The sequence below is a fragment of the Inquilinus sp. 2KB_23 genome (assembly GCF_052115705.1).
Lineage (GTDB): Bacteria > Pseudomonadota > Alphaproteobacteria > DSM-16000 > Inquilinaceae > Inquilinus > Inquilinus ginsengisoli_A.
The window spans coordinates 187,919-200,296 of record NZ_JBFRHF010000001.1 but is presented as its reverse complement, the minus strand read 5'-3'; the positions used below and the strand labels follow the sequence as shown (position 1 = coordinate 200,296).

Sequence of the window (12,378 nt, the reverse complement as noted above, 5' to 3'; positions counted from 1 at the left end):
ATCATCTGTGAAACGGATTCCAAAGCCGATGGATGTGAACCGATCCGGCGAGATGGAGGTGTTCGTGCGGGTGGTGGAGGATGGCAGCTTCTCCGCCGCCGCCCGCCGCCTGGGCCTGACCCCGTCCGCCGTCGCCAAGCTGATCGGGCGGCTGGAGGACCGGCTGGGGGTGCGCCTGCTGGCCCGGTCGACCCGCAGCCTGATGCCGACGCCGGAGGGCAGCCTGTTCTACGAGCAGGCCAGCCGGATCCTGGCCGACATCGCCGAGGCCGAGGCCGGCGCCGGCGGCTCCGCGGCGCCGCGCGGGCGCCTGCGGGTCAGCGCCTCGATCCCGTTCGGCACCCATTGCCTGATGCCACTGATGCCGGAGTTCCGGGCCCTGTACCCGGCGGTGACGCTGGACATCAGCCTGACCGACGAGGTCGTCGACATCCTGGCCGAGCGCACCGACGTCGCCATCCGCCACGGCCCGCTGCGCGACAGCGGCCTCTTGGCCCGCAAGCTGGGCGACAGCCGGCGGGTGCTGATCGCGGCGCCGTCCTACATCGAACGCCGCGGCCGGCCCGAGACGCCGGCGGACCTGGCCGGGCACGACTGCCTGACCTTCAACTACCGCCGCAGCTTCACCGACTGGGTGCTGGCCGGGCCGGACGGGCCGCGGCCGATGCAGGTGTCGGGGTCGCTGGTGGTCAACAACGGCGAGACCCTGCGCCAGGCGGTGCTGTCCGGCATGGGGATCGGCCGCACCGCGATGTACCATATCGGGCACGACCTCGCCGCTGGCCGGCTGGTCCAGCTGCTGCCCGAATTCGACCCGAAGGAGATGGAGGAGATCCACGCCGTCTTCCTCGGCCGCGGCACCATGCCGGCCCGGGTGCGCGCCTTCGTCGACTTCCTGGCCGATCGGGTGCGGATCGCGTAGCCACCATCGACGGCCGCGCCAGACTTGCTAAGATGGGGACATGCTCGACCACAGCCGCACCCCGCATCCCGAACACCAGTATCTCGACCTGCTGGAGCGCGCCTGGCGCGAAGGCGCGCCGCGGCGCGACCGCACCGGCGTCGGCACCCGCGCCCTGTTCGGCCAGACCCTGCGAATCGACCTGTCCGACGGCACCGTGCCGCTGCTGACCACCAAGCGGGTGTCGTGGAAGACCATCGTCCGCGAGCTGCTGTGGTTCCTGGACGGCGGCACCAACATCCGCCCGCTGCTGCAGGACGGCGTGACGATCTGGACCGACTGGCCGCTGGCCAAGTACCGCCGCGAGACCGGCGAGGACATCTCGCAGAAGGCGTTCGAGGCCCGCATCGTCGAGGACGAGGCCTTCGCGCAGCGCTGGGGCGACCTGGGCCCGGTCTACGGCGCGCAATGGCGGCACTGGCCGCGCTACGAGCCGGCGGGCGAGGCCGACGGCGAGACGCTGTACCGCCGCGACCCCGAGGGCATCGACCAGATCACGGCGCTGGTGCGCGACATCCGCACCAACCCGTCGTCGCGGCGGCTGATCTTCACCGGCTGGAACGTCGCCGAGCTGGGCGGCATGGCCCTGCCGCCCTGCCACACCACCTACCAGTACTTCGTCGCCGACGGCCGGCTGTCGGGCCTGCTGCACCAGCGCAGCTGCGATGTCGGGCTGGGCGTGCCCTACAACCTGGTGACCGCGTCGCTGCTGATCCGCATGCTGGCCCAGCAATGCGACCTGGAGCCGGGCGAGTTCGTCTGGTTCGGCGGCGACACCCATGTCTATGAGAACCACGGCGACCTCGTCGCCGAGCAGCTGAGCCGCGAGCCGCGGCCGTGGCCGACGCTGCGCTTCGCGCGGCGGCCGGAATCGATCCTCGACTACCGGTTCGACGACTTCATCGTCGAAGGCTACGACCCCCACCCCTCCATCGCCGCGCCGATCGCGGTGTGACACGCCTGCCGCAGGGAAGCCGATGACCGTTCCAATCGTGCTGGTGGCGGCGATGGCGCGCAGCCGCGTCATCGGCGCCGACAACGGGCTGCCCTGGCGCATGCGGTCGGACATGCAGCACTTCAAGGCGGCCACCATGGGCAAGCCGCTGGTGATGGGCCGCAAGACCTGGCAGTCGATCGGCCGCCCGCTGCCGGGGCGCCGGACCATCGTGGTGACGCGCGACCCCGGCTTCGCGGCCGAGGGCGTCGACGTCGCCGGCAGCCTGGAAGCCGGGCTTGAGCGCGGCCAGGCGCTGGCGCTAGAGATGGGCGCGGATGCGGTGATCGTCGCCGGCGGCGCCGCGATCTACGCCCAGGCGCTGCCGCTGGCCGACCGGCTGATCCTGACCGAGCTGGCGCTGGACGCCGCCGGCGACGCGGTGTTCCCGGCCCTGCCGCCGCAGGATTGGCGGGAGGTCAGCCGCGTCGCCCACCCGCGCGGCGAGGCCGACGACGCCGCCTTCGAGGTGGTGACCTGGGAGCGGCGCCGGCCGGGCGGTTAGGGTGCAGGCCGCGACGGAAGAGACGCGATGAGCCTTGTCGATCTCGGCCTGCCGCCGCTCAACGCCCTCGTGGTGTTCGAGGCGGCGGCGCGGCTGGCCAATTTCTCCCGCGCCGGCGCCGAGCTGGGCCTGACCCAGAGCGCGGTCAGCCGCCAGATGCTGAAGCTCGAGGGCTTCATCGGCGCCAAGCTGTTCCAGCGCACCCCGGCCGGCGTCACCCTGACCCCGGTGGGCGAGGCCTATGTCGCCGAGATCCGGCGCATCCTCGGCGACCTCGCCGCCGTCACCCATGGCGCCCGCGGCTCGGCCGGGCCGCGCCAGGTGACGCTGGCCTGCTCGCACGGCATCGCCGATCTGTGGCTGATGCCGCGGCTGCAGGCGCTGGACGCCGCCCTGCCGGGGATCGAGCTGCGCCTGCGGGTCACCGACGACGTCGCCCGTCTCCGCCTCGACGAGTTCGACCTCGCCATCTTCTACCGGCGCGAGCGGCCGACCGGGGTGGCGCTGCATGTGCTGGGCACCGAGGAGATCGTGCCGGTCACGGCGCCCGGCCGGCCTGCCCTGGCCGACGACCCGGCGCCGACCCTGCTGGCGATCGAGGATTCGCTGCGCGAATGGCTCGATTGGACCCATTGGTTCGGCGCCGTGGCCATGCCGCAGCCGGCGGCGGCGCGGGTCTGGCGCCTCGGCTCCTACGCCCTGTCGGTGCAGGCGGCGTCCCAGGGGCTGGGCACCGCGCTGGGCTGGACCTGGCTGCTGCGCGACCGCCTGGCCGCCGGCACGCTGGTGCCCGCGCATGACTTCCACCTGCGCTCGGAAGGGTCGTTCTACCTGATGCGGCCGCTGGACCGGCATGTCCGCCGCGTGGTGCGGCAGACCATGGATTGGCTGGTCGCCAGCAACGCCGGCTGACCGGACGCCGGGCCGGGACCGGCTCATAGGGATATGACGAAAAATCATGTCCGACTTATTGGAGCCATCCCCTAGGGTCCAGTCGTTCAAGGCCGCGCGGGACCACAACAGCGCGGCCGGAATCGGATGAAGCCTCCGCAAACAGGGATCGTCATGACCAACAGCCATTTCCCCCGTCTCGGGACGACGCGCCGCAACCTGCTGCTGGGAGCGGCGGGGCTGGGGCTCGCCGCCGCGGGCGGCTTCGGCGGGCAGGCCTTCGCCCAGGACACGCCGCGCAAGGGCGGCGTGCTGAAGCTGGGCATGGGCGGCGGCAGCACCACCGACAACCTCGACCCCCGGGTGATGACCGACTGGGTGCCGCTGAACCAGGCCTTCATGCTGATGAACGGCCTGGTCGAGATCGACCGCAACAACCAGGCGGTGCCGGAGCTGCTGGAGAGCTGGGAGGCCAAGCCCGGCGCGGCGGACTGGGTGTTCACGCTGCGGAAGGGCGTCACCTTCCACAACGGCAAGGCGCTGACGGTCGAGGACGTGATCTATTCGATCAACCTGCACCGCGGCGAAAGCACCTCCGCCGCCCGCGCCATCGCGGAGCAGATCAAGGACGTGCGCAAGCTGTCGGACAGCCAGATCGCGATCGAGCTGACCGGCGGCAATGCCGACCTGCCCTACCTGCTGTCCGACTACCATTTCCTGGTGGTGCCGGAAGGCTTCACCGACTGGTCCAAGCCGATCGGCACCGGCCCCTTCGTCTATGAGAGCTACGAGCCCGGCGTGCGCTCGCGCTTCACCCGCAACGAAAGCTACTGGAAGCCCGGCTGCGCCAATGTCGATGCGGTCGAGGTCATCGTCATCAACGACGTCGCCGCCCGCACCAACGCGATGATGTCGGGTCAGGTCCACGCCATCAACCGGCTGGACTTCAAGACGGTCGACCTCTTGAAGCGCAACCCGAAGCTGCAGATCGTGCAGTCGGCCGGCGGCCAGCACTTCACCTTCCTGATGGACTGCACCAAGGCGCCGTTCTCGGACGTCAATGTCCGGCTGGCGATCAAGCACGCGATCGACCGCGACCAGCTGCTGAAGGTGGCGCTGCGCAGCGCCGGCCAGATCGGCAACGACCACCCGATCCCGCGCACCGACCGTTTCTTCAACACCGAGCTGCCGCAGCGCCCCTACGACCCGGACAAGGCGAAGTACTACCTGCAGCAGGCCGGGATGACCGACCTGAAGGTCGAGCTGTCGACCTCCGACGCCGCCTTCGGGGGCGCGGTCGACGCCGCGGCGATCTTCCGCACCGCCGCGGCCAAGGCCGGCATCGACGTCGCCATCAAGCGCGAGGCCGCCGACGGCTATTGGGACAAGGTGTGGCTGCAGGCGCCGTTCAGCATGGGCTATTGGGGCGGCCGCCCGACCGCCGACCAGATGCTGTCGATCGCCTATGCCTCCGACGCCAAGTGGAACGACACCCATTGGAAGAGCGAGCAGTTCGACAAGCTGCTGGTCGAGGCCCGCGGCCTGCTGGACGACGCCAAGCGGAAGGAGATCTACTGGACGCTGCAGGAGATGATCTCGAACCAGGGCGGCGCCATGATCCCGATGTTCGGCGACTATCTCGACGCGGCGTCGACCCAGGTGCAGGGCGTCACCCCGCATCCGATGTTCAACTTCATGGGCGGCCGGCTGGCGGAGCGCGTCTGGCTGGCGGCCTGATGACAGTCCTGATCCTAAAAAGGATCGCGCTCGGCGTCTTCACCCTCTGGCTGGTCTCGCTGCTGGTCTTCGCCGGCACCCAGCTGCTGCCCGGCGACGTCGCCTCGGCCATCCTCGGCCAGTCGGCGACGCCGGAGGCGGTGGCGGCGCTGCGCCGCGACCTGGGGCTCGAGGTGCCGGCGCTGGTCCGCTACGGCCACTGGCTGTGGGGCTTCGTGCAGGGCGATCTCGGCCAGTCCCTGGCCAACCGGCAGCCGGTGGCGGAGCTGCTGTGGCCGCGCTTCTGGAACACCATGTTCCTGGCCGCCTATGCCGCCATCATCGGCGTGCCGCTGGCGGTGACCTTGGGCATCCTGACCGCGGTGCGCCGCGGCGGGGTGTTCGACCGGCTGGTGAACGTCGCGGCGCTGGGCACCGTCTCGCTGCCGGAATACTTCCTGGGCCTGGTGCTGATCCTGGTCCTGGCGGTGCAGTACCCGGTGTTCCCCAGCCTGGCCGACGTCTATGCCGGCATGAGCTTCGGCGAGCGGGTGGACGCGACCACCCTGCCGATGCTGACGCTGCTGCTGGTGACCGTCGCCCAGATCATGCGCATGACCCGGACGGCGGTGCTGGCGGTGATGGATTCCGCCTATGTCGAGACCGCCTACCTGAAGGGCCTGCGCACCGGCCGGGTGGTGATGCGCCACGCCCTGCCGAATGCGGCGGCGCCGATCGTCAATGTCGTCGCCTTCAACATCGCCTATCTCATCACCGGGGTGGTGCTGGTCGAGGCGGTGTTCAACTACAACGGCCTGGGCCGCTTCATGGTCGATGCGGTGTCGAAGCGCGACCTGCCGATGGTGCAGGCCTGCGCCATGGTGTTCGGCGCGGCCTATGTGCTGCTGAACATGACCGCCGACATCGCCGCCATCGCGCTCAACCCGCGCCTGCGGCACCCCCGATGAGGACCGTCCTGAAGCGCATCCCCCTCACCGCCTGGATTGGCCTCGCCATCATCGCCGTGAACCTCGCCGCCCTGGTGTTCGGGCCGCTCTTGGCCCCCTATGGCGAGGAGGACATCCTGGGCGGCCCGTTCGACCCGGCCACCGCGCTGAACTGGCTGGGCATGGACCAGAACGGCCGCGACATGCTCTCGCGCATCCTGTACGGCGCGCAGATGTCGATCGGCGTGTCGCTGGCGGCGTCGCTGATCTCCTTCTCGATCGGCCTGCCGCTGGGCTTCTTCGCGGCGCTGCGCGGCGGCTGGGTCGACACCGTGCTGTCGCGGCTGGTCGACACCATCATGTGCGTGCCGGTGCTGATCTCGGCCCTGGTGGTGCTGCAGGCGCTCGGCTCGTCCCTGCCGGTGCTGATCCTGACCATCGCCATCCTGGATTCGACCCGGGTCTTCCGCCTGGCCCGCATCCTGGGGCAGGGTATCAATGTGATGGAATATGCCGAGGCGGCGCGGCTGCGCGGCGAAGGCAGCTGGTGGCTGATCCGCAAGGAGATCCTGCCGAACGCGGCGGCGCCGCTGATCGCCGAATTCGGCATGCGCTTCTGCTTCACCTTCCTGTTCGTCGCCGGCCTGTCCTTCCTGGGCCTCGGCATCCAGCCGCCCTATGCCGATTGGGGCGGCATGGTGAAGGACAACCAGCAGGGCATCCTCTACGGCCTCTACGCGCCGCTGTACCCGGCGGCGGCGATCGCGCTGCTGACCATCGGCGTCAACCTGGTGGTCGACTGGCTGCTGGCCGGCCGCAGCCGGCCGCAGGGAGAGGCGCGATGACCGACATCCTCACCATCCGCGGCCTGCGGGTCGAGGCGCCGAACGGCGCCGTCCTGGTCGATGGCATCGACCTTGACCTGAAGCAGGGCGAAGTGCTGGGGCTGATCGGCGAATCCGGCGCCGGCAAGTCGACCATCGGCCTGGCCGCGATGGGCTGGGGCCGCGGCGGCTGCCGCATCGCCGGCGGCACCGTCGCGATCGGCGGCAAGGCGCTGACCGGAGAGGGTGCGGCCGGCCGGGCCAAGGTGCGCGGCGCCCGCATCGCCTATGTCGCGCAGAGCGCCGCGGCCGCCTTCAACCCGGCGCTGACCATCGGCCGCCAGGTGCTGGAAGGGCCGCGCCACCACCGCTCGATGGGCCGGGCCGAGGCCCGCGCCTGGATGCTGGAGCTGTTCCGGGCGCTGGACCTGCCCGACCCCGAGCATTTCGGCGACCGCTATCCGCACCAGGTCTCGGGCGGGCAGCTGCAGCGCGCCATGGTGGCGATGGCGATGTCCTGCCGCCCCGACATCCTGGTGCTGGACGAACCGACCACGGCGCTCGACGTCACCACCCAGATCGAGGTGCTGGCCCTGCTGCGCCGGCTGATCCAGCGCTACGACACCGCCGCGCTCTACATCAGCCACGACCTCGCGGTGGTGGCGCAGATCGCCGACCGGATCCAGGTGCTGCGCCACGGTAAGGCGGTGGAACTCGGGAGCACCGCCGCGGTGCTGGAGGCGCCGCGCGAGGACTACACCCGCCGGCTGGTCGGTGAACGGCAGGCCAGCCTATCGGGAGCACCGCGCCGGCACGAGGGCGGCGAGGTGCTGCTGACCGTCGACGGCATATCGGCCGCCTATCACCACGTGCCGGTGCTCAGCGACGTGTCGCTGTCGCTGCGGCGGGGCGAAACCCTGGCGGTGGTCGGCGAATCCGGTTCGGGCAAGTCGACCCTGGCGCGGGTGATCACCGGCCTGCTGCCGCCGGTGGCCGGCACGGTCCGGCTGGGCGGCCAGGTGCTACCGCCGGGTTACACCGGGCGCAACCGCGACCTGCTGCGCCGGGTGCAACTGGTCTACCAGCTGCCCGACGTGGCCCTGAACCCGCGCCAGAGAGTGGGCGAGGCGATCGGCCGGCCGCTGGCCTTCTATTTCGGCCTGAAGGACCGCGAGGTGAAGCAGGAGGTCGCGCGGCTGCTGGGGCTGATCGGCCTGGACGCCGATTTCGCCGACCGGCTGCCGGGGGCGCTGTCGGGCGGGCAGAAGCAGCGCGTCTGCATCGCCCGCGCTTTGGCCGCCAAGCCCGATTTGATGATCTGCGACGAGGTGACCTCCGCCCTCGACCCGCTGGTGGCGGAGGAGATCCTGCGGCTGCTGCGCCGGCTGCAGGACGAGCTGGGCGTCGCCTACCTGTTCATCACCCACGACCTCGGCGTGGTGCGCCGGCTGGCCGACCGCACCGCGGTGATGCAGCGCGGCCGGATCGTCGAGCAGGGGCCGACCGCCGAGATCTTCGCGCCGCCCTTCCACGACTACACCGGCCGGCTGCTGGCCTCGGTGCCCGAACTGCGCCGCGACTGGCTGGACGGCGTCCTGGCCGGCCGCGACGCAAGCCCCTGATCCGTCTTCGTTGTCTAGCGGACCGCTGCGGTCCTGGTTCTGGAGATCCGACATGCCCGTCTCCGTCGAGGAGAACATCTGGATAGCCCTGGCCGACGGCACCCGCCTGGCGGCGCGGCTGTGGCTGCCCGAGGGGGCGGAGGCGGCGCCGGCCCCGGCGATCCTGGAATACATCCCCTACCGCAAGCGCGACGGCACCCGCGGCCGGGACGAGCCGATGCATGGCTGGTTCGCGGCCCAGGGCTATGCCGCCATCCGCGTCGACATGCGCGGCAGCGGCGAATCCGACGGCCACATGGCGGACGAGTACCTGCAGCAGGAGCAGGACGACGCGGTCGAGGTCATCGCCTGGATCGCGGCCCAGCCCTGGTGCACCGGCGCGGTCGGCATGATGGGCAAGTCCTGGGGCGGCTTCAACGCGCTGCAGGTGGCGGCGTGCCGGCCGCCGGCGCTGAAGGCGATCATCACGGTCTATTCGACCGACGACCGCTACAGCGACGACATCCACTACCAGGGCGGCTGCCTGCTGAACGACAACCTGTGGTGGGGCGCCATCATGCTGGCCTATCAGGCCCGCCCGGCCGACCCCGCGATCGTCGGCGACAGCTGGCGCCGGCAATGGCTGGAACGGCTGGACACCCTGCCCTTCTTCCCGGCGCTGTGGCTGCGGCACCAGCGCTATGACGACTACTGGAAGCACGGCTCGATCCGCGAGGACTGGTCGGCGATCCAATGCCCGGTGCTGGCGATCGGCGGCTGGGCCGACAGCTACACCAACGCGGTGCCGCGGCTGCTGGCCGGGCTGCAGGTGCCGCGCCGCGGCATCATCGGGCCGTGGGGCCACATCTATCCGCAGGACGGCGTGCCGGGCCCGGCGATCGGCTTCCTGCAGGAGGCGCTGCGCTGGTGGGACCAGTGGCTGAAGGGCCACGACACCGGGGTGATGGAGGAGCCGATGCTGCGCGCTTTCGTCGAGGATTGGATGCCGCCCGCCGGCGACCGGCCCGAGAGCACGGGCCGCTGGGTCGGCGAGGCCGCCTGGCCCAGCCCGGCGATCGCGCCGCGGCGTTGGGCGCTGAACGCGCCGGGCAGCCTGGCCGATGCCGCCGGCCTGGAGGCCGACATCCTGGTCCGGTCGCCGCTGAGCCACGGCAAGGCGGCCGGCGAATGGATGGCCACCGGCTGCCCCGGCGAGCTGCCGGTCGACCAGCGCCTGGATGATGGCGCGGCGCAGCTGTTCGACACCGCGCCTCTGCCGGATGCGGTCGAGATCCTGGGCGCGCCGGAGCTGCTGCTGGACCTCGCGTCGGACGCGCCGGTGGCGCAGCTCGCGGTGCGGCTGTGCGACGTGGCGCCGGACGGCCGGTCGACCCGGGTCAGCTATGGCGTGCTGAACCTGACCCATCGCGACGGGCACGAGTCACCGGCGGCGCTGGAGCCCGGCAGGCGCTACCAGGTGCGGCTGAAGCTGAACGATTGCGGCCACCGCTTCCCGGCGGGGCACCGCATCCGCATCGCCGTCGCCACCGGCTATTGGCCGACGGTGTGGCCGGCGCCCGATGCGGCCACCCTGACCCTCAGGGCCGGGGCCAGCCATCTCGACCTGCCGGTTCGGCGCGGTGGGGCGGAGGCACCGGTGGTGTTCGAGCCGCCGGTCAGCGGCCCGCCGGCGCCGGCCACCCAGATCGGCCCCGGCAGCATCCGCCGCTATACCGTGCAGGACCATGTAACCGGGGAGACAACCTATGTCACCGAGGGCATCGGCGGACTGTTCGGCGAGGGCATCCTGCGCTTCGACGAGATCGACAGCATGGCGTCGCACAGCCTGAAGCGCGAGCTGACCATCCGCGACGACGACCCGTTGTCGGCCCGCTATGTCCTGACCCAATCCTACGAGATGGGGCGCGAGGGCTGGCGCATCCTGATCGAGAGCCGGTCGGTGCTGACGGCGGACCGCGACCAGTGGCACCTGTCCACCGAGCTGACGGCCAGCGAGAACGGACAGCCGGCGGCCGAGCGGTCCTGGTCGGAGAGCATTCCGCGCGACTTGGTCTGACAGCCGGTGCCGGCCACCGGTCATGGCAGCGTTCCGGCGCCGTGATCGGTGGCCCAGGGCGGTGGCGCTAGAGCCTGCCGTGCGACGGCATCCGCAGTGGCGGCATGGTCGGTGCCCTCAGACTTTGTGTCTGTCGGGGAGCGGGCGTCGAGATCGCCGGTGACGCGGGCCGCGAGAACGGTATGAATTCCCGCGATTGGTTGACGAATGGCGGCGATCCACCGATGCAGGGGCTGCCGATGATGTTCGGATCGACGATGCATTGAGCCGTCGCGGCCGGCACGGTCGCAACGGTCAGGCTGGCGGCCAGCGCCAGGCGAGTCCATGTGCTCATGACCTCCATATTTGCCGCGATCGGCCGCCTTCAACGGCCATCGGACCGCGGTGCGATGTTGCGCCGCGTCCGGCTTTCAGCGGAGCGCAGATCTGGAATTCCGGTCTGAACGGCGACGCTCAGACATTTGAGAGATCCGCGGCTCCTGTCGGTCGGCTCCAGTAATCATTCCACCAGCACACTTTTCGAGGGAGAGATTTGAGAAAGGCGGGGCCGGGCATGCATTGCGCTGATTTAATCCCGATGACACGCGGGGGTAAGTGTCGCGATCCCATCTTCACGGATACACGCCCGGCGATGACGGCGGCGATCCGAGACCAGTGGAGATGCAGATGGATACCCCCTTCGATTCCGACAACCGCGGCCGGCGGCCCCGCCTTCGCCGAATGACGGCGGCGCTGCTGGTCGGCACCGCCCTGATCGGCGTGCCGCTCGGGGCGGTCTTCGCCTTCGGCTCCCCGCCGGAGGTGCAAGGCAAGCCGATCGAGACCTCTCTCGCTCCAACGGCTTCCGGATCCTTTGCCGGGCTGGTGCACCAGGTGATGCCCGGCGTCGTCAATGTTTCGATCGCCGGGCATGCGTCGCCCAGGGAGGTGGCGGATGGCGCCGGTGGACCGCGCGGCGGCGAGGGCAGCGGTCACCAGTTCCATGGCGCCGGGTCCGGCTTCGTCATCGATCCGGCTGGCTACATCGTCACCAACAACCATGTGGTGAAGGACGCCGACGACATCACCGTCACCCTCAGTGACGGCACCAAACTGCCGGCAAAGGTGGTCGGAACCGACGAGAAGACCGATCTCGCCCTGATCAAGGTCAAGACCGACCGGAAGCTGACAGCGGTCGAATGGGGCGACAGCGATGCCGCCCAGGTCGGCGACTGGGTGGTGGCGGTCGGAAACCCGTTCGGCCTGGGCGGCACCGTCACGGCCGGTATCGTCTCGGCCCGCGGCCGCGACCTGAATTCCAACCCGCTGGAGGACTTCCTGCAGATCGACGCGCCGATCAACCCCGGAAATTCCGGCGGCCCGAGCTTCGATGCCAGCGGGAAGGTCATCGGCATCAACAGCGAGATCTACTCGCCCAGCGGCGGTTCGGTCGGCATCGGCTTCGCCATCCCGTCCAACCTGGCCAAGACCGTGATCGGTCAGATCCGCGACCATGGCAGCGTCCAGCGCGGCTGGCTGGGCGTGCAGATCCAGGCGGTGACGCCGGAGATCGCCGCCGCGATCGGCCTCGACAAGGCCGAGGGTGTCCTCGTGGCCGCCGTGCAGAAGAACAGCCCGGCGCAGAAGGCCGGCCTGCAGCAGGGCGATGTGATCCTGTCGTTCGATGGCAAGCCGGTCGGGCAGATCCAGGAGCTGCCTCGACTGGTCGCGGCGACCGCGGCCGGCGATACCGTGCAGGTCAAGGTGCTGCGCAACGGCAAGACCGAGACCGTTTCGGTCGACATCGCCAGATTGGCGAAATCCGAGCGCGTGGAGAGTTGAGGTCAGGGCCGGCGTGACGGCCGGCCCGACCGTCCGACATT

General features: G+C 70.4%; 11 protein-coding genes. 10 read left to right on the top strand and 1 reads right to left on the bottom strand.

The genetic code is table 11. The features are described 5' to 3' along the window. The first annotated feature begins 28 nt into the window (after nt 1-28). The 9 genes from AB4112_RS00880 to AB4112_RS00840 all read left to right on the top strand — a co-directional run bounded on the left by AB4112_RS00880 (nt 29) and on the right by AB4112_RS00840 (nt 10,516). Nucleotides 29-922: a LysR family transcriptional regulator gene (locus AB4112_RS00880; RefSeq protein ID WP_309801357.1), complete on the top strand. Its 894-nt coding sequence runs from the start codon at nt 29-31 to the stop codon at nt 920-922. Between the two features lie 40 nt (nt 923-962). After that, entirely contained in the window at nt 963-1,916 is a 954-nt protein-coding gene (locus AB4112_RS00875; RefSeq protein WP_441716622.1) for a thymidylate synthase, read from the top strand. A gap of 22 nt (nt 1,917-1,938) precedes the next feature. Next, on the top strand, nt 1,939-2,460 hold the full coding sequence (locus tag AB4112_RS00870) for a dihydrofolate reductase (protein ID WP_441716620.1): 522 nt from the start codon (nt 1,939-1,941) through the stop codon (nt 2,458-2,460). 27 nt (nt 2,461-2,487) lie between these two features. After that, nucleotides 2,488-3,372, top strand: coding sequence for a LysR substrate-binding domain-containing protein (locus AB4112_RS00865; RefSeq protein WP_441716618.1), 885 nt, complete (start codon nt 2,488-2,490; stop codon nt 3,370-3,372). Between the two features lie 153 nt (nt 3,373-3,525). Next, entirely contained in the window at nt 3,526-5,088 is a 1,563-nt protein-coding gene (locus AB4112_RS00860) for an ABC transporter substrate-binding protein (RefSeq protein WP_441716616.1), read from the top strand. Beyond that, nucleotides 5,088-6,035 (top strand): ABC transporter permease, encoded by a 948-nt coding sequence (locus tag AB4112_RS00855; RefSeq protein WP_309801348.1) that lies wholly within the window; start codon nt 5,088-5,090, stop codon nt 6,033-6,035. The genes AB4112_RS00860 and AB4112_RS00855 overlap by 1 nt, the downstream gene beginning before the upstream one ends. Further along, the gene (locus AB4112_RS00850; RefSeq protein ID WP_441716614.1) at nt 6,032-6,859 is read left to right on the top strand and encodes an ABC transporter permease; all 828 of its coding nucleotides are present in this window, start codon (nt 6,032-6,034) and stop codon (nt 6,857-6,859) included. Before AB4112_RS00855 ends, AB4112_RS00850 begins: the two co-directional genes overlap by 4 nt. After that, entirely contained in the window at nt 6,856-8,460 is a 1,605-nt protein-coding gene (locus AB4112_RS00845; RefSeq protein WP_309801344.1) for an ABC transporter ATP-binding protein, read from the top strand. The genes AB4112_RS00850 and AB4112_RS00845 overlap by 4 nt, the downstream gene beginning before the upstream one ends. A gap of 52 nt (nt 8,461-8,512) precedes the next feature. Then, entirely contained in the window at nt 8,513-10,516 is a 2,004-nt protein-coding gene (locus AB4112_RS00840; RefSeq protein ID WP_441716612.1) for a CocE/NonD family hydrolase, read from the top strand. A gap of 67 nt (nt 10,517-10,583) precedes the next feature. Here AB4112_RS00840 and AB4112_RS00835 read toward each other — a convergent pair whose 3' ends face one another. Next, the gene (locus AB4112_RS00835; RefSeq protein WP_441716610.1) at nt 10,584-10,850 is read right to left on the bottom strand and encodes a hypothetical protein; all 267 of its coding nucleotides are present in this window, start codon (nt 10,848-10,850) and stop codon (nt 10,584-10,586) included. A gap of 332 nt (nt 10,851-11,182) precedes the next feature. Between AB4112_RS00835 and AB4112_RS00830 the strand changes: the two genes are divergently transcribed. After that, entirely contained in the window at nt 11,183-12,337 is a 1,155-nt protein-coding gene (locus AB4112_RS00830) for a trypsin-like peptidase domain-containing protein (protein WP_441716608.1), read from the top strand. Nucleotides 12,338-12,378 lie beyond the last annotated feature (41 nt).